This is a genomic window from Acidovorax sp. LjRoot129 (assembly GCF_964253765.1).
GTDB lineage: Bacteria > Pseudomonadota > Gammaproteobacteria > Burkholderiales > Burkholderiaceae_C > Acidovorax.
Genome location: NZ_CAXUSE020000001.1, coordinates 1,190,923 through 1,210,632, shown reverse-complemented (window position 1 = coordinate 1,210,632; position 19,710 = coordinate 1,190,923). Strand labels below are relative to the sequence as shown.

Genomic DNA, 19,710 nt, shown 5'->3' with positions numbered 1-19,710 from the left:
GGGTTAACAGGCATGGATTATTATGACCTGATGGTGCTATTTCACAGCTTTCGGATCGCCGCATTGACTACCCTGATAGCGGTAGTTGCCAGTTCAGCGTGGGCTCAGCAAAAAGACGCGGACTCCGCCGCCGCTGACGCCCCGCCCCCCGCGTCGAATCCGGCACTGGATGCTGAACTGTTCTACGAGATTTTTCTGGGCGAGATCAGCGCCCGCACGGGCGATCCAGGTGCCGGGTACGCCTTCATGCTTGAAGCAGCGCGCCGCAGCGTCGACGGCCAGCTGTACCAACGAGCCGCAGATATTGCGCTGCAATCGCGGTCTGGCGAGTACGCACTGGCAGCCGCCAAGGCGTGGAAGGAAGCCCTGCCGCAATCGCGGGAAGCCAATCGATATGTACTCCAGATTCTGGTGGCATTGAACCGGATTGGCGAAACACCTGATCTGCTCCGGCAAGAACTCGCGCAATCGCCTCCGCGCGCCAAGGCATCCACGCTTGCTGCATTGCCGCAAATGTATGGTCGGGCGAGCGACAAGACCCTTGCCGCCAAGGTGGTGGAGGCCGCACTCGTTGACGAGCTTGCTCATCCGGCCACGGGGCCCGTGGCCTGGGTATCCCTTGGGCGCATTCGCCTAGCGGCCGGAGATAAGTCGGGCGCGCTGGACGCCGCGCGCAAAGCACAGGCGCTGGACAACGCCAGCGAAGGCGCGGCCCAACTGGCGCTTGAGCTGATGGAAGAAGGCACACCGGAAGCCGAAGCGCTTGTGACACAGGCGCTCACCAAGCTGCCCGTGCCCGAGTTGCGCATGGCTTATGCTCGGGTTCTCCTGGGTTTGCAGCGCTATCCCGACGCAAGCCGTCAGCTGGAATCGGCGACAAAAGAAAAACCTGATTTGGTTGAAGCCTGGTTGGTGTTGGCCACGCTGCACCTGCAAAACAACCAGTTGCCGGCGGCAGAGAACGACCTCAAGCGTTTTATAGAACTCATGTCCGCATCCCAAGACGCGGAAGTGCGCCAACGGGGCCTGACGCAGGCTTACCTGCTTTACGCACAGATCGCGGAAAAGAAGCAAGACTTCCCCGCAGCCGAAGCCTGGCTCAAACGCATCGACAACGTGGACGAGATCTTCAGCGCGCAAAGCCGCCGGGCATCGCTGTTGGCGCGCCAGGGCAAGGTGGACCAGGCTCGGGCACTGCTGCGCAACCTGCCTGGCACGTCTGTCGATGACAAGCGCATGAAGCTGCTCGCAGAAGTGCAATTGCTTCGTGAGATGCGCCTTTATCAGGAAGCCTACAAAGTGCAGACCGAACTGGTTGCGCTGGCGCCGACCGACGCGGAGCTGGTGTACGACCAGGCCATGCTTGCCGAAAAGGCTGGACAGCTCGATGTGATGGAGCGATTGCTGCGCCAAGTGATAGCGCAAAAGCCCGACTACCACCATGCCTACAACGCCCTGGGCTATTCGCTGGCGGAACGTGGCCAGCGCCTTCCGGAGGCCAAGCAACTGATCCTCAAAGCCCTGGAGTTCGCCCCAGCCGATCCCTTCATCACCGACAGCCTGGGCTGGGTGGAGTTCCGCATGGGCAATTCGGCCGATGCCCGCAAACACCTTGAGGCAGCTTACAAGGCCAGGCCTGACGTGGAAATCGGCGTGCACTTGGGCGAAGTGCTGTGGAGCCTTGGGGACCGAGACGCTGCCTTGAAAATCTGGAAAGAGAGCCAGCGCGTCAGCCCAGACAACGAGACCTTGAAGGAAACCTTGTCGCGCCTTGGGGTGAAGCTCTGATGCCCGCGGTGCACCAAGCGCCAGCACCGCTTGCGCGCAGTGGCAACATGCACGGTTGGTGGTTCCTTTTGGCTATCTGCGCCCTGTGGCTGGCTGGCTGTGCGCAGCCAGTCGCCAAATCCAACACTGAGGAAAACGCCTGGAGCGGCAGGCTGGCGTTGCAAGTCGAAGGCCAGGCCTTGCAGTCCTTTTCAGCCATGTTCGAACTCCGGGGCACGCCCGAAAATGGTGGTCTTGTGCTCCTCAGCCCGCTCGGCAACAGGCTTGCCCAGCTTGATTGGAAAGACGGACACGCCCAACTGGTCAGCGCGCAAGAGAACCGGACTTCCGACTCGTTGGAGGCGCTGCTGCAGGACGTCACCGGCACCCGCATTCCCGTCACTGCACTGTTCAGCTGGCTGCAGGGCACCCAAGCTACGGCACCTGGCTGGCGCGCCGATCTGACTGGGGTCGCAGAGGGTCGCCTCGTAGCGCACCGCGACGATCCGGCACCGCAGGCTACCTTGCGTATTGCCCTGACCCGCTAGGGCCCTGTCCGCTTCCATGCAAGCCCTCTACGACGTGCCGGCTCCGGCCAAGCTCAATCTTTTCCTGCACATCACCGGACGGCGCGACGACGGGTACCACCTGCTGCAGTCGGTTTTCATGCTGATTGATTGGTGCGACACCCTGCACTTTGAACTCCGCAGCGCAACTACCGACATCACACGCGAAGACCTCGGCCCGGCGCTGCCCGACGTGGACTTGACGATCAGGGCAGCACGCGCGCTGCAGTCAGCCACCGGGTGCACACAGGGCGCGCATATCACGGTGGACAAAAGCATCCCTGCCCAGGCCGGCATGGGTGGCGGCTCCTCTGATGCGGCGACCACCCTTCTGGCCTTGAACCGCTTGTGGGGCCTGCGATTGCCCCGCTCCGCCCTAGAAGCGATTGGCCTTACGCTGGGCGCAGACGTTCCGTTTTTTTTACGCGGCTGCAACGCTTGGGTCGAGGGAATTGGTGAGACAATCACGCCGCTTGAGAGAGCGCACCAAGTGCCACCTGCACGCTTCGCCGTCGTGAAACCTGCAGCGGGCCTCGAGACAAAATTAATTTTTTCGTCGTCGAGTTTGAAACGTGATTCAGACAGTGCTACAATCTTAGGCTTTGCTGCAGCACACTTTGACTTCGGTCAGAACGACTTGCAGCCCGTTGCCCAGGCACTTTGCCCCGAGGTTACCGAGGCCCTTGATTGGCTCAGGTCACGCGGATTGCAAGGTCGGATGACGGGCTCGGGCAGTGCGGTGTTTGCGCAAATGTCTCATGCGGTTGATCTGAATGGAGCCCCCCAGGGCTGGCAGGTCAGAGCATGTGAGAATCTGATGATTCACCCTCTTGCGGGTTGGGCATCGGACGAGAATTGAGGTTGGTTGCCTTCGGCAATTGACCTGTGTAGGGGAGTCGCCAAGTTGGTTAAGGCACCGGATTTTGATTCCGGCATGCGAAGGTTCGAATCCTTCTTCCCCTGCCAAATATCTTCTCGCGTACGGGATTTTTTTTCAGACTGCTGGGACTCTCATGCAAGCCAATCACCCCGACTTCATGGTTTTCACCGGCAATGCCAATCCTGGCATGGCAGCTGAAATCGCCCAGCACCTCGGTACGACCCTGGGTGCAGCCGACGTGGGACGCTTCTCTGACGGTGAAGTTACCGTTGAAATCAGGCAGAACGTGCGTGCACGCGATGTGTTCGTGGTGCAGTCGACCTGCGCGCCGACCAACGAAAACCTGATGGAACTGCTGATCATGGTCGATGCGCTCAAGCGTGCGTCGGCAGAACGCATCAGCGCCGTGATCCCCTACTTCGGCTACGCGCGCCAGGACCGTCGCCCACGTTCCTCGCGGGTGCCCATCACCGCCAAGGTGGTGGCCAACATGCTGCAGGCCGTGGGCGTGGCCCGCGTGCTGACGATGGACCTGCATGCCGACCAGATCCAGGGTTTTTTTGACATTCCGGTAGACAATATCTACGCCTCCCCCGTGCTGCTGGGCGACCTGCGCCAGAAGAACTACGAGGACCTGATCGTCGTGTCCCCCGACGTGGGTGGCGTGGTGCGCGCCCGTGCGCTGGCCAAGCAGCTCAACTGCGACCTGGCCATCATCGACAAGCGCCGCCCCAAGGCCAACGTGTCCGAAGTCATGCACGTGATCGGCGAGATCGAAGGCCGCAACTGCGTGATCATGGACGACATGATCGACACCGCCGGCACGCTGGTGAAGGCGGCCGAAGTGCTCAAGGAGCGCGGCGCCAAGAAGGTGTACGCCTACTGTACGCACCCTATTTTCTCGGGCCCTGCCATTGAACGCATCGCCAAGGGCTCGGCCCTCGATGAAGTGGTAGTGACCAACACCATCCCCCTGAGCGACAACGCCAAGGGATGCACCAAGATTCGCCAACTCTCCGTGGCCCCGCTGATCGCCGAGACGATCCAGCGCATTGCCAAGGGTGAGTCGGTGATGAGCCTGTTCTCGGACCAAGAAAACCTTTTCTGACCCGCTCCTTCGGGAGCATGGGAGCACGGGTTCTGCACACAAGCCTCCTTCGGGAGGCTTGTTGTCTGTTTGAGAGCAGCAAGCAGGTTTGCGGCAATGTGGCCTCAAGCCCTTTTAAAACAGAGGATGACTGGTCGCGGTCGCCTCTTATCAGGAGCTAAATATGAACTTCGTCGCTTTTGAGCGCGCCAAGCAGGGTACGGGTGCGAGCCGCCGTCTCCGCATTTCGGGCAAGACACCTGGCATCGTCTACGGCGGTGCTGCTGAACCCCAACTGATCGAGATCGACCACAACGCTCTGTGGCACGCCCTCAAGAAGGAAGCATTCCACTCCAGCGTGCTGGACATGGAAGTGGCCGGCAAGACCGCCAAGGTCCTGCTGCGCGACGTGCAATACCACCCCTACAAGCAGCTCGTTCTGCACATCGACTTCCAGCGCGTGGACGAGAAGACCAAGCTGCACATGAAGGTGCCACTGCACTTCTCCGGCGCTGAAGAATCGCCTGCCGTGAAGGTCGACAAGTGCATGGTGAACCCCATCGTGAACGAACTGGACGTGACCTGCATGCCGTCCGACCTGCCTGAGTTCATCAACGTGGACCTGTCCAAGCTCGAAAAGGGTTCGTCGCTGACCCTCAAGAACGTCAAGCTGCCCAAGGGCGTGACCGCCAAGCTGCGCGGCAACCAGAACAACCCCGTGTTGGTGTCTGTGGTGCCTCCCGTCGTGGAAGTTGCTGCTCCTACCGAAGCAGCTCCTGCAGCGGATGCCAAGGGCAAGGGCAAGGGCAAGAAGTAATTCAGCCCTGCAACGAGGGGCTGCCCGCAGCCCTTCTGCATGCATGCATGGCCCGCCTGTCTCGGCAGGCTGTCCACGCGCACAACGGCCCACGCAAGTGGGCCGTTTTGTTTTCAGGCGACTGCAGCGGGCCGGACCAACCCCCACACCCCAACCGCAGACAACACTGTCGCCAGAACTTGGTGGCCCGTGCGCTGAAGCCAGCGAATGCGCGCGGCAAGCCACCCGGTGAGGACGCAGACTGCCGGCATTGCTGGCCGACACAACCCGGATAATCGAGCTGATGATCAAGCTGTTTGTAGGCCTCGGAAACCCCGGGCCGGACTACGAAGCCACCCGCCACAATGCCGGCTTCTGGTGGATTGACGCTCTGGCGCGCGAGCTCAAAACCACCCTCGTGCCCGAGCGCAGCTACCACGGGCTGGTGGCGCGCACCACGGTGCACGGCCAGAGCGTCTGGCTGCTGCAGCCCCAGACCTTCATGAATCTTTCGGGCAAGTCGGTCGCCTCGCTCGCGCGCTTCTTCAAGATCCTGCCCGAAGAAATTCTGGTGGTGCACGATGAACTCGACATCCCGCCCGGCCAAGTCAAGCTCAAGCGCGGTGGCAGCCACGCGGGCCACAACGGGTTGCGCGACATCCACGGCCAACTGGGATCACCCGACTACTGGCGCCTGCGCGTGGGCATTGGCCACCCCGGGATAAAAAGCGAGGTCGCCAACTGGGTGCTCAAGAAACCCTCACCCGACCAGCGCACGCTGATCGAGGACAGCATCGTCCATTCAATGAAGGCCTACCCCGCCCTGCTGGCCGGCGAGATGGACAAGGCCACCCTGCTCATCCACACCACCAAACCGCCCCGTCCCAAGCCGCCACGCCCAGTCGAAGACTGATCGGTAATATGCTATTGTTTTGATAGCTATTAGCGCTTTACAGACAAGCGCTAGGGCACAAAAAGACCTGAATTTTGCCGGTTCAAGCCGACGCGGCGGGCTGCAGCCGCTGAAATTTCTGCCACAGGGTCTCACGGGTTTCCGTGTGCTGCGGGTTCACCGGGATGCAGGCCACAGGGCAGACCTGCACACACTGCGGCTCGTCAAAATGCCCGACGCATTCCGTGCACTTGTGCGGGTCAATCTCATAGATTTCCTGCCCCAGGTAGATCGCTTGGTTGGGGCACTCGGGCTCGCACACATCGCAGTTGATGCATTCGTCGGTGATCATCAGCGCCATGGGGCCCCCTGAGGTGCGGTGCCGACAGCGGCGGCGGTGGAAGGGGCGGCGCGGTTCATGCCCGTATTATCCCGCGCTGTTGGCATGTGCCTTGCGTGCGACACTGCAACCCAACACCGCTGACGGGGATGTTTTTGCCGTTATGCTGTGTATACACATTAATTTTGACGCGCCCGCGCCGCCATCCCCTCCCCACGCTTGCCTCCCATGGGTCTGTTTTTTCTCAAGCGGTTCATCACCCTTCTGGCCACGCTAATCGGCGCTTCCGTGGTGGTCTTTCTTGTGCTCGAGATCCTGCCGGGCAACGCCGCCCAGATCCTGATGGGCCCCGACGCAGCACCCGAAGCGGTGGCAGCGCTTGCCACCAAGCTGGGCCTGGACCAGCCCGCTGGCGTGCGCTATTGGCAATGGGTCAGCGGCCTGGTGGTGGGCAACATGGGCGACAGCTACGCCTACAGCTCCCCCGTGCTGGACCTGGTGCTGGAGCGCCTGGCGCTCACCGTGCCACTCGCGCTCATGGCCATGGCCATCACCACGGTGCTGGCGCTGGTTGCAGGCGTGTACGCCGCATCGCGCCACAACAAGCTGGGCGACGTGGGCGTGATGGGCCTGGCACAGATCGGCATTGCCATCCCCAACTTCTGGTTCGCCATCCTCTTGATCCTGCTGTTCTCGGTCAAGCTGCAATGGTTCTCGGCCGGCGGCTTTCCGGGCTGGACAGAGGATGCCGGCGGCGGCCCGCTCGAAGCGCTCAAGGCGCTGCTGCTGCCAGCCATCGCGCTGGCGGTGGTGCAGGCCGCCATCCTGGCGCGCATCACGCGATCGGCGGTGCTCGAGGTGCTGCGCGAAGACTTCGTGCGCACCGCGCGTGCCAAGGGGCTGTCGCAGCGCGCCGCGCTCTGGGGCCATGTGCTGCGCAACGCCATGATTCCGGTGATCACCGTGATGGGGCTGCAGTTCGCCAACCTGCTGGCCGGCACCATCGTGGTGGAGAACGTGTTCTACCTGCCGGGCCTCGGCCGGCTGATCTTCCAGTCCATCTCCAACCGCGACCTGATCGTGGTGCGCAACTGCGTGATGCTGCTCGCCGCCATGGTGGTCATCGTCAACTTCGTCGTGGACATCCTTTACGCCGTGATCGACCCGCGCGTGAAGGCCTCCGATATCTGACCCGACCATGAGCGCCGCCATCACCCCCTCCTCTCCTGCCACCTCGGCACCCGGCTGGCTGCACCGCGCGCTGCGCCACCGCAGCTTTGTCATCGGCGCGGTGCTGTCGCTGCTGCTCATCCTGGCCGCGGCCCTGTCGCTGGTCTGGACACCCTGGTCCCCGTACGAGATGGACCTGGCCGCAAAGCTGCAGCCGCCCACTGGCATCCACTGGCTAGGCACCGATGCCTATGGGCGCGATGTCGCATCGCTGCTGCTGGTGGGCGCGCGCAACTCCATCCTGGTGGGCGTGATCGCCGTGGGCATCGGCCTGACCATCGGCACGGCATTGGGCCTGCTGGCCGCGGCCAAGCGCGGCTGGGTCGAGGAACTCATCATGCGGCTGGCGGACTTCACCTTCGCCTTCCCTGCGATCCTGTCGGCCATCATGATGACGGCGGTGTTCGGCGCGGGCATCGTCAACTCCATCATCGCCATCGGGATTTTCAATATCCCGACCTTTGCGCGCGTCACCCGCGCTTCGGCCAATGCGGTCTGGTCACGCGAATACATCATGGCTTCGCGCGCCTGTGGCAAGGGCGCCTGGCGCATCACCCTCGAGCACGTGCTCCCCAACATCCTGTCGGTGCTCATCGTGCAGGCCACCATCCAGTTCGCCATCGCCATCCTGGCCGAGGCCGCCCTGTCGTACCTGGGCCTGGGCACACAGCCGCCCCAGCCCTCGTGGGGCCGCATGCTCAGCGAGGCGCAGACGCTGATGTTCCAGGCGCCCCTGCTCGCCGTGTGGCCTGGTGTCGCGATTGCCATGGCCGTGCTCGGCCTGAATCTGCTGGGCGACGGTCTGCGGGACCTCCTTGATCCCCGCCTATCCCGTAAGCGCTGACCGGCCATATCAAAAGACAAGCCAAGAGCCCACGATGCCCCTGTTAGAAGTGTCCAACCTCCGCATCCGCCTGCAGACCCACCGCGGTCCGGCCGATGCTGTGCGCGGCGTGAGCTTTTCGCTGGCGCGCGGCGAAACCCTGGGCCTGATCGGCGAATCGGGCTGCGGCAAGTCCATCACGGCGATGTCGCTCCTGGGCCTGCTGCCCGACAGTGCACAGGTCACCGGCAGCATCCGCTTTGACGGCGAAGAACTCGTGGGCCGGACCGATGCGCAGATGTGCAAGTTGCGCGGCAACCGCATCGGCATGGTCTTCCAGGAGCCCATGACGGCGCTCAACCCGGTGCACACCATCGGCCGCCAGGTGGCCGAGCCGCTGCGGCTGCACCGCGGCATGAACGCGGCGGCCGCACGCACCGAGGCGATTGCGTTGCTGGACCGCGTGGGCATTCCCAACGCGGCGCAGCGCTTTGATGCCTACCCGCACCAGTTCTCGGGCGGGCAGCGCCAGCGCATCACCATTGCGATGGCCCTGGCCTGCGGACCTGATTTGCTGATTGCCGATGAGCCCACCACCGCGCTCGATGTGACCATCCAGCAGCAGATCCTGGACCTCATCAGCGACCTGGTGGCCGAGCGCAACATGGCGCTGATCCTCATCTCGCACGACCTGGGCGTGATCTCGCAGAACGTGGACCGCATGATGGTGATGTACGGCGGCAGCGTGGTTGAGAGCGGCTCGACGGCGTCCGTTTTCTCCGCGATGACCCATCCCTACACCCGGGGCCTGTTTGCGGCACGGCCGCATCTGGGTGCGGTGCATGCACCGGGCCAGCGCCCTCGCCTCTCCACCATCGCCGGCACGGTGCCCGAGCTGGTCGACCTGCCCGCGGGCTGCCCGTTTGCGGGCCGCTGCAGCTACACCATCGACGCCTGCCACCAAGAGCCGCCGGCACCCACGCTGGTGTCTACCGATGTCGACGGCGACCATGTGGTGCGCTGCATCCGCCGCGAAGCCATCGCCGCGGCACTGAGCGCCGAGGCCGTGAGGGTCGTGGAGGTGGCCGCATGAACAACGTCATCGCTCCATCCACGCAGGGCACCTCCGCAGCACCGTCCGACGGCACGCTGCTGCAAGTGAAAGACCTGGTGCGTGAATACACGCTGCCACGCGATCACCTGTTCCGCCCACCGGGCAAAGTGCATGCCTTGAACGGCGTGAGCTTTTCGATCGCCCCGGGCCGCAGCCTGGGCATCGTGGGCGAGTCGGGCTCGGGCAAGTCCACCCTCGCGCGCCTGGTGATGGCGCTGGACGCGCCCACGTCGGGCACCGTCCACCTGCAGGGCCGCAATCTGCATGAACTCGCGCCTGGTGCATTGCGCGAAGCACGGCGCGACTTCCAGATGGTGTTCCAGGACCCGTATGGCTCGCTGGACCCACGCCAGACGGTCGAGCGCATCGTGACCGAGCCGCTGCAGGCGCAGGGCCAGACCAGCCGCGCCGAGCAGCGCGAGCAGGCCGGCCAGGTGCTGTCGCAGGTGGGCCTGCGCACCAACGACCTGGGCAAGTACCCGCACGAATTCTCTGGCGGCCAGCGCCAGCGCATCGCGATTGCCCGTGCACTCGTCACGCGCCCGCGCCTCATCGTGGCGGACGAGCCTGTGAGCGCGCTTGACGTGTCCGTGCAGGCGCAGGTGCTGAACCTGATGCAGGACCTGCAGCAGGAGTTCGGCATCACCTACATGCTCATCAGCCACGACCTGGCCGTGGTCAACCACCTGTGCGACGAGGTCGTGGTGCTGTACCAGGGCCGCATCGTCGAGCGCGGCTCGCCCGCAGAGCTGTTTCACCACGCGCAGCACCCGTACACGCGGTCATTGGTGGGCGCGGTGCCCCAGGTGTTGCCCGGCCGCGCCCGCGCACGCCGTGCGGCCGCTGCGGCCGCTGCGGCCGCTGCGGCAAAAGCAACCGCAAAAACCGCATAACCAAATGCGCACGTGATGGTGTAAAACGCTTTTGTGCGCCCCGGTAACAAATTGCGCCGGGGCTTTTCTCTGGTTGTTGTCAGGTCCTTTGTCTGGAGTATCCGAACATGCTGAACCGCCGTACCGTCCTTGCCACCGGCGCCATCGCCGCCGTGCCGTTGTCCACCCCCCTCAGCGCGCTGGCGCAGAGCCGCAAAGATGCGGTGACGCTGGCCATGACGCTCGAACCCCCAGGCCTGGACCCGACCGCCGGCGCGGCGTCTGCCATTGCAGAGATCGTTCAGTACAACATCTTCGAGACGCTCACCAAGATCAATGCCGACGGCAGCGTGTCGCCCCTGCTGGCCGAGAGCTGGGAAGTCTCGCCCGACCTCAAGACCTACACCTTCAAGCTGCGCCGCGGCGTGAAGTTCCAGAACGGCGAGCCCTTCAACGCCACCGCCGTCAAGTTCTCGTACGACCGCGCAGGTGGCGAGAAGAGCACCAACAAGGACAAGCGCACCTTCGCAGGCCTGACCACCCAGGTGGTGGATGACTACACCGTGGTGCTGCTCAACAAAGAGATCGATCCCGACCTGCTCTTCGTGCTGGGCCAGGCCACCTCGATCATCGTGGAGCCCAAGAGCGCCGACACCAACGCCAACAAGCCCGTGGGCACCGGTCCCTACCAGCTCCAGGCCTGGAACAAGGGCTCGTCCATCGTGCTGACGGCGTGGGAAGGCTTTCGCGACGCCAAGGCGCTCAAGATCAAGCGCGCCACGTTCCGCTTCATCTCCGACCCCGCCGCGCAGGTGGCGGCCCTGCTGGCCGGCGACGTGGATGCGTTCCCCCGCGTCACGCCGCGCAGCGTGCCGCAGTTCAAGACCAACCCCAAGTTCCAGGTGGTGGTCAGCGGCTCGCGCGCCAAGACCATCCTGGCGATCAACAACAGCAAGAAGCCGCTGGACGACGTGCGCGTGCGCCGCGCCATCGCCGCCGCCGTGGACCGCAAGGCCGTGATCGAAGGCGCGGGCGACGGCTATGGCGCACCGATTGGCAGCCACTACGTGCCTGGCGCGTTCGGCTACGTGGACACCACGGGCGTGAACCCCTACGACCCCGAGAAGGCCAAGAAGCTGCTGGCCGACGCCGGCATCAAGACGCCGCTGGAGCTCACCCTGACGCTGCCGCCCACGCCCTACGCCCGCCAGGGCGGCGAGGTGGTGGCGGCCCAGCTGGCCAAGGTCGGCATCGTCGCCAAGATCCAGAACGTGGAATGGGCGCAGTGGCTGTCCGGCACCTACGGCAGCAAGAACTACGACCTGACCATCATCAGCCACGTCGAGCCGTTTGACCTGGGCAACTTTGCCAAGCCCGACTACTACTGGGGCTACAACTCGCCCAAGTTCAACGAGCTGTTCAGCCAGATCAAGAACGCCGCCCGCCCCGCGGACCGCTCGCGCCTGCTGGGCGAAGCGCAGCGCCTGCTGGCGCAGGATTCGGTGCACGCCTTCCTGTACTCCAACCAGTGGATCACGGTGGCCAACAAGAACCTCAAGGGCCTGTGGAAAGACATGCCCGTGTTCGTGAACGACATCTCGTCGCTCTCCTGGTCTTGAGATTCGGACACCCCCCTGAGACGCTTCGCGTCTTCCCCCCGCTCTCGCGCTGCGCGCGGGCAGGGGGACGCAGCCCTCGCTGCGGGGCGGCCCTTGCTCGGCTGCCCGCGCCTGGGCTGCGCCAGTTTCGCGGGCAGCGCACAGTGCAATGAATAGCTGAAGCACGCAGACGTAGATAGCTCCTAAAACAATAGCTGCCAGCGCTTTATCCATAAGCGCTGGCAGCCTTTTTTATTGATAAAACTCCCCATACCCGCCATGACTGCCTTGCACGACCTGCCCGCCCACGAACTCCTGGCCGCCTACCGCCAGCGCACGTTGTCCCCCGTGGAGGTCACGCAGGCCGTGCTGGCGCACATCGAGCGCTGGGAGCCGCACATAAAGGCCACCTACCTGCTGCGGCCCGAGGCTGCGCTCGCGCAGGCCCATGCGTCCGAAGCCCGCTGGCACACGGGCGCGCCCCAGGGCCTGCTCGACGGCGTGCCCAGCACCATCAAGGAAAACATCGCGACGCGAGGTGACCCGACCCCGCTGGGCACGGCGTCCGTCGAGCTGACTCCTGCGGCGGCCGACGCCCCACCCGCGGCACGCATGCGCGAGGCCGGCGCCGTCATCGTCGCCAAGACCACCATGCCCGACTACGGCATGTTGTCGTCGGGTCTGTCCACCTTTCATCCGCTGTCGCGCAACCCGTGGGACACCCGCAAGGGCCCCGGCGGCTCCAGCGCGGGCGGCGGGGCTGCGGCGGCCGCCGGCTACGGCCCGCTGCACATCGGCACCGACATCGGCGGATCGCTGCGCCTGCCGGCCAGCTGGTGCGGCATCTTCAGCCTGAAGCCCAGCCTGGGCCGCATTCCCATCGACCCGCCCTACACCGGCCGCGCCGCCGGCCCGATGACCCGCACGGTGGCCGACGCCGCGCTGATGATGCAGGTGCTCAGCCAGCCCGACGCGCGCGACAGCATGAGCCTGCCCGCGCAGGACATCGCCTGGGGCGAGTTCGACCAGGGTGTCGACCGCCTGCGCGGCCTGCGCATCGGTCTGCTGCTGGACGCAGGCTGCGGCCTGGCGGTAGAGCCCGAGGTGAAGGCCGCCGTGGAGCGCGCGGCGCGCTGGCTGGAAGCCGCTGGCGCCACCATCGTGCCCATGTTGCCGTTCATGACGCAAGCCATGCTCGACGGCATGGACCACTTCTGGCGCATGCGCTCGCACACCGACCTGCAGGCCCTGCCCGCAGAGCGCCGCGACAAGGTGCTGCCCTACATCCGCACCTGGGCCGACAGCGCGGCCGGCATGAGCGGCACTGAGGTCTTCCACGCCAGCCACCAGTTCCACCTGACACGCGTGGCTACCGTCAAAGCCTGCAGCGCGTTCGACTACGTGATCTCGCCCGTGGCGCCCATGCCCGCCTTCCAGGCCGAGCTGCCCTCGCCCACCAACGACCCGCTGCGCCCGCTGGAGCACATCGGCTTTACCGTGCCATTCAACATGTCCGAGCAACCTGCTGCTTCGGTGAACTGCGGCTACACCGCCAACGGCCTGCCCATTGGCCTTCAGATTGCGGGTGCGCGGTTTGACGACCTGGGCGTGCTGCAGGTGGCGCACGCGTTCGAATTGATCCGCGAGCCACAACAGCCTTGGCCGCAGCCGCCCGCAGGCTGAGGCCACTAAGGGCACTGAGGCACTGAGGGCACTGAGGGCACTGAGGGCACTGAGGGCACTAGGGGCACTGAGCGGCAAGTCGTTCACCCGTGCGCCGATCCGCGCATGCCAGCCTGGACGTCCCGCTGCGCCGCAAGCCCGCGCCACCGCTGCGGTGAGTGCGCCGATGTGTGCGCCTTGCATGATCGGCCTCCGTCCGAGCCGCCACCACCGAACTTGCCAGCACGCGCGCAGCCGCAGGCCGCGGGTTATTGGTACCCTTGAGGGTCTGCAGCCACCGCCGGCCCCAACCTCCGCCGAGACCGGCACGCGCCCGGGCCACCACCACACAACGCCTTCACTCCTCGACGCATGGACATCCTCATCCTGGCGATCCTCATCGCCACCGGCACCTTCATGCTCAACGCCAAAGAGCAGCGCAAGCGCATTGCCCTGCTGGGCAGCCACCTGGCCAACTTCCAGATCGAAAAGCTCATGGAAGCACTGACCGACGGCTACCTGCGCGCCCTGGGCGAGAGCACCGACGAGCGCCGCACGCAGATCTGGAACCTGCTGAGCACCACCGAACTGCAGCTGAGCGAACAATTCAACCGCTTTGCCGCCGACTTTGCCAAAGTGGCAGAGGCGGACGCGCGGGTCAGCCGCCTGTCGATGGCGATTCCGTTTGCCGAGAAGCTGCTGCCGGCAATGACCTTTGACATGCGCAAGGCCCTGGCCATCCATGCGCGCGGCATTGCCCACGTGGTGCAAAACACCCAGCACCTGTCGCCCAAGGAGCGCGCCTTCATGATGACGGCGGAGCTGTTCCTCATGCAGCACACCTGCCACTGGTTCTGCAAATCCAAGACCATCGCCACGGCCCGCATGCTGGCACGCCACCAGACACCGCACGAGCAGTTGGTGAACTCGGTCTCCGCCGAAACCCGCAACGCGTACCTGACCCTGATCAAGGGGGGCTGATGCCAGCTCGCCTTCACCACGACAACCCGTTCACGCTGAGCTTGTCGAAGCGCAGTGCAGTGCAGAGCTTCGACCAGCTCAGCCCGAACGGCATGGGATCCTGAAACAGGAATCCGTGTAAGTGGCCTACCCAAACCATCCATGCAGCACGCTCCCTTGACCGATAGCCTGGGCAACCCCACCACGCTGCACGACCCGGCCAGCCTGGCGGCGTTAAACGACTTTGTGGAAGGCTTTATCGCCTGCGAAGCCCGTGCGGTGAATGTGCTGGGCGCAGCGGCCGACACCAGCGCCATCGTGCAGGCCAGCTGCGCGGCGCTGCACATGTTTGCCGAATCGGCGGATGCAGCCCGCAATGCGCGCCCCTTCATCGACCAGGCCCTCGCCAGCGCCCCGGAGGCCAGTGAACGCGAACAGCGCTTTGTGGCCGCCGTGGCCGCCTGGGTCGACGGCGACCTGCCCCGCGCCATCGCGCTGCATGAAGAGCAAGCCCGCCTGCACCCGCGCGACCTCGCATCGCTCAAGCTCGGCCAGTACCACCTGTTCAACCGCGGCAACTCGCCCGGCATGCTGCGCCTGGCCCTGCAGGCCGTGCCCGCCGCGGCCGACGTGCCCTACCTGCACGGCATGCTGGCCTTTGGCTGGGAGCAGTGCCACCTGCTCGGCCAGGCCGAAGCGGCCGCGCGCCACGCCGTCCACCTGTGCCGCAAGGAGCCCTGGGCCCACCACGCGCTTGCGCACGTGATGCTGACGCAGGGGCGCATCGCCGAAGGCACGGACTTCTTGGCCAGCGTCAGCGACACCTGGACGGGCCTGAACTCCTTCATGGTCACCCACAACTGGTGGCACCAAGCGCTCTTCCTGCTGGAGCAGGACCGCCACGCCGAGGTGCTGGCGCTTTACGACCAGCAGGTGTGGGGCGTGGTCAAGGAATACACGCAGGACCAGATCAACGCCGTGTCGCTGCTGGCGCGGCTGGAGTTGGCCGGCGTCGATGTAGGACCGCGCTGGGCCGATGTGGCCGACCACCTGGCACAACGCCTGTCCGACCACGTGCTGCCCTTTCTGGACCTGCAATACCTCTACGGCCTGGCCCGCGCCGGCCGCCTGGACGCCGCGCGCACGCTGCTGCACAACATCGAGGCCCACGCCGCCACCCGCACCGAAGCGCACGAGCGCACCGTGTGGCAGCAGGTCTGTGTGCCCGCCGCCGAGGGCCTGCTGGCACACGCGCAGGGCGAGTGGGCGACAGCAGCACAGCAGTTGGGCATTGCCTTGCCAAGGCTCATCGAGATCGGTGGCAGCCATGCGCAACGCGACCTCTTTCACCAGATCTGGATGGATGCACTGCAGCGCAACGGGCAGTGGGCGGCGGTGCAGAACGTGCTGCAGCCGATGGCGAATGCGCAGCCGGAGTCGGTGCGGCTGGCGCGGCAGGTGGGGGTTTTGAATGGGGTGTTGGGGTTGCCTGCGCTCAGCGCTGTGCAGGATGTCTAAGGTGCCAAGGGCATGCACCAGTACGGCGCCATTGATGGGGGACGGTGACAGTGCAGGGCCAAGCGCGATCCGCAGCGAGGTCGCCAAGTTTCGCGCCTGGGCGCAACAGTATCCCGCTGAGGACCGCTACGGTGAGTGGGAATGCGGCTACCAAGCGTGGACCGAACTTCATCACGCCTTCATCGATTGTCTGGAAACGGTGTCTGCCGCAGACTTGTGCGTCGACGTCGTGGACGACCTCATCTACGCGATCGCCCGGGACAACGAAATCAGCTACCTCTCATCTCAGTTGGGTCAACGACCCCTGCTGCTGTCGGAGTTGCTCCCCTACATCCTTTCCTGCGAGGAACCGGACACCCGGTGGCAAACTGCGAAACAACTCGGCAAGCATGTACTCCCGTTCGCAACGGCCGAAAGCGCCTTGTTGCAGCTGGTGGAAGACCAGGATGAATACGTGCGCCGGATCGCACTGCAAGCCCTGGGATTCATAGGGTCGCCGCACGCAGAGCGGCTGTGCCGCCAAGCGTGGGAGTCCGGACATGAATACCAGCGGATCATGGCACTGTGGGTTCTGCTCACCATTGAATCACGCCAACTGGGCCACTACCTGGCGCTGGCGAGGGAAGACGGCAGCAAATACCTGTGCATAAACGCGGCTCAGATCGAGAGTGGGGACTGCCGCCCGGACTGGTTGGCCGGCTGACAGAGCAACGTCCCATCACGATACCTCGCCGCGCCACGTGCGAGGCGGCCAAGCTTGTGCGGCCCTACCGCACCACCAACTTTGTCTGGTCATACACCGGCTGCGCCGGCAGATCCGCCAGGTGCCGCACATCCGCCCAGTCCAGCACCTCCACCGCATCGCCCTGCACACGCACCCGGTTGAGCCCCGCGTTCGGGATGTCGCTCTGGCGCGGCCCATCGAGGCCCGTGCCGCGGGCAGTGCGCCAGATCATGTCGAGCACGCCGCCGTGGGTGACCACCATGATTTTCTGGCCGGAGTACTGCTGCGCGATGCGGCGCACGGCGTCCATCACGCGGGTGTGGAACTGGCGCGTGGTCTCGCCGCCGGGCATGCCGTAGTCGGCCTCAAAGCGCAGCCACTGGTTCCATGCGTCGGCATGTTCGAGCTTGACGTCGTCCACCCGCTTGCCGTCGACGATGCCGAAGTTCTGCTCGCGCAGAGCGCTGTCGGTGAGGGTGTCGATGCGCAGTTGCGGAAACAGCACCTGCAGGCTGGGCGCGGCGGTTTCTTGTGTGCGGATGAGGTCGCTGCAGACCAGGTGGTCCACCGCCAGCTTGTCAAAGGCCAGGCGCTCGGCCAGGCGGCGGGCTTGCTCGCGCCCCGTAGCGTTGAGCGGTACGTCCACGTGGCCCTGAAAGCGCAGCTCGCGGTTCCAGTCGGTTTCTCCGTGGCGGATGAGGATCAGTTCGGTCATGCGTGCCATTATCGAATGCATACACACTATTGCAAGCGATTTTGGCTGCCAGCGCTTATGTGACAAGCGCTGTTAGCTATGATTTTTATAACAAGCCGCCCTGGAAGCACGGGCGTGGCGGTCAGCGCATGGGGATGACCAGCACCTTGCGCCGGGGCTGGCAGCCCGGGCCTTCGTAGGCGGCGCTGTCGCGCTCCCAGCCGGAGCCGGGAGAGGTCTGTGCGCAGACCCGCGCGCCATCCACCTTGCTGCGCCAGTAGTACCACGGGGCAGGCGCCGCAAACGCAGCGCCAGACAGGGCTGAGAGCGCCAGCACCAGGGCAGCTGCCGCCAAGCCCTTGGCAGTCCCCGCAGGGTCTGCCGTGCGTGCAATGCGTGAAACGCTTGGTGCGGGCATAGGCATGGGCATGGTGTGCGGCCAGCGCAACGGGTCAATAGATCAATAGATCACTGGCGCATCAGTGGCACGGCGATTTCCTTGCCATTGAGCACCACTTTGCCGTCCTCCATGCGCACGGCGCTGGTCAGGTGGTTGCCTTCCTGCCTGACGAAGCCTTGCGCCTGGGCCATGCCCAGCATCACATCCATCTCTTCGGGCTTGGGCACTTTGGTGCCTGCAGCTTGCGCCAGGCGAGGCAACCAGGCCTTGGGCAACCGCAGGCTGGCATGCAGGGCGCTGCTCTTGAGCACGGCCTGGCCCCAGGCGCCTTCTGCGATCTGCTCGGCATCGGGCACGCTTTTGAGCTCGACGCCGTATTGCAACTCGCCTTGCTCGCCGTCCACCTTGGCCGACAGCTTGACCGCATAGGCAGGCAAAGCGGCCACAAATTTCGGAACCGCTTCCATCAGCGATGCCGCCCAAGGCATTTCGCCCGTCGGGATCGCGGTGGCCGGATCTGCCTTGTAGGCGTCGATCAGTGCCTTTTGCACCAGTTTCAGCGCTTCGACATCGATGCGGCTCACGGTCTCGTTGAGCTCCAGCGACTCCAGCGCCAGGGGCCCCACGCTGCCGGTGCCCTTCATGGTCGTGACCCAGCCCAGGTTGGCGCCGGTGCGCTCGATGTTGATGCCATACGACAGGTCCTTCAGCGCCATCAGCGGCTCGGGTGCGGCGCCCGCAGCTGCAGCGGTTGCCGGCGTCCGCGTGACCGTCAGCTTGCTGAACGTGCCTTTGCCATGGCCAGGCGCCAGCAGCCACAGGCCGTCCTGAAACTGCATGTTGAAGTCGCCTTTCATGCCCTGGACTGCCACGGCAAACCGCTCAACCGGGCGTTCGGCGGCGGCAGGCTCGTCGTCGTCTTCCTCCGGCTGGTGTTGCGTCTGCAGGATGAACTCTGGCCAGGCGAAGTCGCCGCTCAGGCGGCTGCGATCGGCGCTCAAAGTCATCTGGTAGACCAAGGGCTGCCAGCGCACCAGGTCCTCGCCCTCACCTACCTCGCCCGCAGGCCAGGCCACCGCGATGTCATGGCTGCCAGTGAGGTTGCGCACGGTGGTCAATGTGGGGGCGCTGACCTTGGCAAAGGTCTTGCGCATCTTGTCGTCCACACCGTCCACACTGGCCACGCGCGTTTCGATGACCGCCGCAGCCAGGCGCCAGCCGGCCAACGGGCCGTGGCGCACGGTGTTCTCCACCGTGAAGCGGATGGGCTGCGGTGCGACCGCCGGGGCCGCATCAGCTTCCTCGCCATCTTCTTCCTCTTCAGTCGCCGCGGGCGGGGTCCACTGCAGCACCAGCTGGCCTTGGGATGTCCAGAAACCGCGGGTGTATTGCTGGGACACCAGCACCTCCGGGCCGACGAGCTTTTGCATCTCGGCCAGCGCCTCCTGGTAGGCGCTCTGCGCGCGTTCGCCCAGGTACCAGGTCGCGGCGCCATAGCCCGCAACCACCAGCACCGCCGCGGTGCCCCACACTGCTTTTTTGTTCATTTTTTCCCGATCGTTGATGCGCTTCACCCTCCCTCCACGGAAGAGCGCCCGCGAGCGTAGCAGCGGCTTGCACCGTTTGGGGGCAGCGGCCCGGCACCGCAGAGGTCAATGTGTTGTTCGCCGCCGACGCGGCTGTTTCTCTCTGTTTCACTTTGGCATCGGCGGGGTGCCCGGGGCCGCACTCTCAGAGTCTTCTTCAGAAGAAACTTTGGATGTTTTTGGCACTTAGCGCTTGATGGA

General features: G+C 64.8%; 19 protein-coding genes and 1 tRNA gene. 16 read left to right on the top strand and 4 right to left on the bottom strand.

Annotated elements, in window-relative coordinates:
- Window positions 1-12 precede the first annotated feature (12 nt).
- The 7 genes from ACSQ3Q_RS05590 (at window position 13) to pth (ending at window position 6,009) form a co-directional block, all read left to right on the top strand.
- Window positions 13-1,788 (top strand): tetratricopeptide repeat protein, encoded by a 1,776-nt coding sequence (locus tag ACSQ3Q_RS05590; RefSeq protein WP_436133418.1) that lies wholly within the window; start codon window positions 13-15, stop codon window positions 1,786-1,788.
- A complete protein-coding gene (locus tag ACSQ3Q_RS05585) occupies window positions 1,788-2,315 on the top strand; it encodes a lipoprotein insertase outer membrane protein LolB (RefSeq protein WP_436133417.1) in 528 nt (175 codons plus the stop codon). Before ACSQ3Q_RS05590 ends, ACSQ3Q_RS05585 begins: the two co-directional genes overlap by 1 nt.
- Before the next feature lie 16 nt (window positions 2,316-2,331).
- Entirely contained in the window at window positions 2,332-3,192 is an 861-nt protein-coding gene (gene ispE, locus ACSQ3Q_RS05580) for a 4-(cytidine 5'-diphospho)-2-C-methyl-D-erythritol kinase (RefSeq protein ID WP_436133416.1), read from the top strand.
- Window positions 3,193-3,222: 30 nt separating this feature from the next.
- A tRNA-Gln gene (locus ACSQ3Q_RS05575) sits at window positions 3,223-3,299 on the top strand.
- 47 nt (window positions 3,300-3,346) lie between these two features.
- Window positions 3,347-4,321, top strand: a complete 975-nt coding sequence (locus ACSQ3Q_RS05570; RefSeq protein WP_436133415.1) for a ribose-phosphate pyrophosphokinase — start codon at window positions 3,347-3,349, stop codon at window positions 4,319-4,321.
- Window positions 4,322-4,484: 163 nt separating this feature from the next.
- Window positions 4,485-5,117 (top strand): 50S ribosomal protein L25/general stress protein Ctc, encoded by a 633-nt coding sequence (locus ACSQ3Q_RS05565; RefSeq protein ID WP_436133414.1) that lies wholly within the window; start codon window positions 4,485-4,487, stop codon window positions 5,115-5,117.
- 283 nt (window positions 5,118-5,400) lie between these two features.
- Entirely contained in the window at window positions 5,401-6,009 is a 609-nt protein-coding gene (gene pth / locus ACSQ3Q_RS05560) for an aminoacyl-tRNA hydrolase (RefSeq protein ID WP_436133413.1), read from the top strand.
- Window positions 6,010-6,091: 82 nt separating this feature from the next.
- On the opposite strand, the gene ACSQ3Q_RS05555 is transcribed toward pth, so the two are convergent.
- Complete coding sequence (locus ACSQ3Q_RS05555) at window positions 6,092-6,349, bottom strand: YfhL family 4Fe-4S dicluster ferredoxin (protein WP_436133412.1); 258 nt, start codon at window positions 6,347-6,349, stop codon at window positions 6,092-6,094.
- Between the two features lie 207 nt (window positions 6,350-6,556).
- On the opposite strand from ACSQ3Q_RS05555, the gene ACSQ3Q_RS05550 reads away from it, so the two are divergent.
- The 9 genes from ACSQ3Q_RS05550 to ACSQ3Q_RS05510 all read left to right on the top strand — a co-directional run bounded on the left by ACSQ3Q_RS05550 (window position 6,557) and on the right by ACSQ3Q_RS05510 (window position 16,808).
- Window positions 6,557-7,519, top strand: a complete 963-nt coding sequence (locus ACSQ3Q_RS05550) for an ABC transporter permease (protein ID WP_436133411.1) — start codon at window positions 6,557-6,559, stop codon at window positions 7,517-7,519.
- A gap of 7 nt (window positions 7,520-7,526) precedes the next feature.
- Entirely contained in the window at window positions 7,527-8,402 is an 876-nt protein-coding gene (locus tag ACSQ3Q_RS05545) for an ABC transporter permease (protein WP_436133410.1), read from the top strand.
- Window positions 8,403-8,436: 34 nt separating this feature from the next.
- Window positions 8,437-9,474 carry an ABC transporter ATP-binding protein gene (locus tag ACSQ3Q_RS05540; protein ID WP_436133409.1) on the top strand — a complete coding sequence of 346 codons (1,038 nt, stop codon included), beginning with the start codon at window positions 8,437-8,439 and terminating at the stop codon, window positions 9,472-9,474.
- Window positions 9,471-10,388, top strand: a complete 918-nt coding sequence (locus ACSQ3Q_RS05535; protein ID WP_436133408.1) for an ATP-binding cassette domain-containing protein — start codon at window positions 9,471-9,473, stop codon at window positions 10,386-10,388. Before ACSQ3Q_RS05540 ends, ACSQ3Q_RS05535 begins: the two co-directional genes overlap by 4 nt.
- A gap of 107 nt (window positions 10,389-10,495) precedes the next feature.
- The gene (locus tag ACSQ3Q_RS05530; protein ID WP_436133407.1) at window positions 10,496-11,986 is read left to right on the top strand and encodes an ABC transporter substrate-binding protein; all 1,491 of its coding nucleotides are present in this window, start codon (window positions 10,496-10,498) and stop codon (window positions 11,984-11,986) included.
- A 258-nt stretch (window positions 11,987-12,244) separates the two neighbouring features.
- Window positions 12,245-13,648 carry an amidase gene (locus tag ACSQ3Q_RS05525; protein ID WP_436133406.1) on the top strand — a complete coding sequence of 468 codons (1,404 nt, stop codon included), beginning with the start codon at window positions 12,245-12,247 and terminating at the stop codon, window positions 13,646-13,648.
- Between the two features lie 351 nt (window positions 13,649-13,999).
- Window positions 14,000-14,608 (top strand): hypothetical protein, encoded by a 609-nt coding sequence (locus ACSQ3Q_RS05520; RefSeq protein WP_436133405.1) that lies wholly within the window; start codon window positions 14,000-14,002, stop codon window positions 14,606-14,608.
- 141 nt (window positions 14,609-14,749) lie between these two features.
- Window positions 14,750-16,105: a tetratricopeptide repeat protein gene (locus ACSQ3Q_RS05515; protein WP_436133404.1), complete on the top strand. Its 1,356-nt coding sequence runs from the start codon at window positions 14,750-14,752 to the stop codon at window positions 16,103-16,105.
- Window positions 16,106-16,139: 34 nt separating this feature from the next.
- Window positions 16,140-16,808 (top strand): HEAT repeat domain-containing protein, encoded by a 669-nt coding sequence (locus tag ACSQ3Q_RS05510; RefSeq protein ID WP_436133403.1) that lies wholly within the window; start codon window positions 16,140-16,142, stop codon window positions 16,806-16,808.
- Between the two features lie 64 nt (window positions 16,809-16,872).
- Here ACSQ3Q_RS05510 and ACSQ3Q_RS05505 read toward each other — a convergent pair whose 3' ends face one another.
- The 3 genes from ACSQ3Q_RS05505 to ACSQ3Q_RS05495 all read right to left on the bottom strand — a co-directional run bounded on the left by ACSQ3Q_RS05505 (window position 16,873) and on the right by ACSQ3Q_RS05495 (window position 19,470).
- Complete coding sequence (locus ACSQ3Q_RS05505; RefSeq protein WP_436133402.1) at window positions 16,873-17,544, bottom strand: histidine phosphatase family protein; 672 nt, start codon at window positions 17,542-17,544, stop codon at window positions 16,873-16,875.
- A gap of 121 nt (window positions 17,545-17,665) precedes the next feature.
- Window positions 17,666-17,941 (bottom strand): hypothetical protein, encoded by a 276-nt coding sequence (locus tag ACSQ3Q_RS05500; RefSeq protein ID WP_436133401.1) that lies wholly within the window; start codon window positions 17,939-17,941, stop codon window positions 17,666-17,668.
- 50 nt (window positions 17,942-17,991) lie between these two features.
- On the bottom strand, window positions 17,992-19,470 hold the full coding sequence (locus ACSQ3Q_RS05495) for a YdgA family protein (protein ID WP_436133400.1): 1,479 nt from the start codon (window positions 19,468-19,470) through the stop codon (window positions 17,992-17,994).
- Window positions 19,471-19,710: the final 240 nt, after the last annotated feature.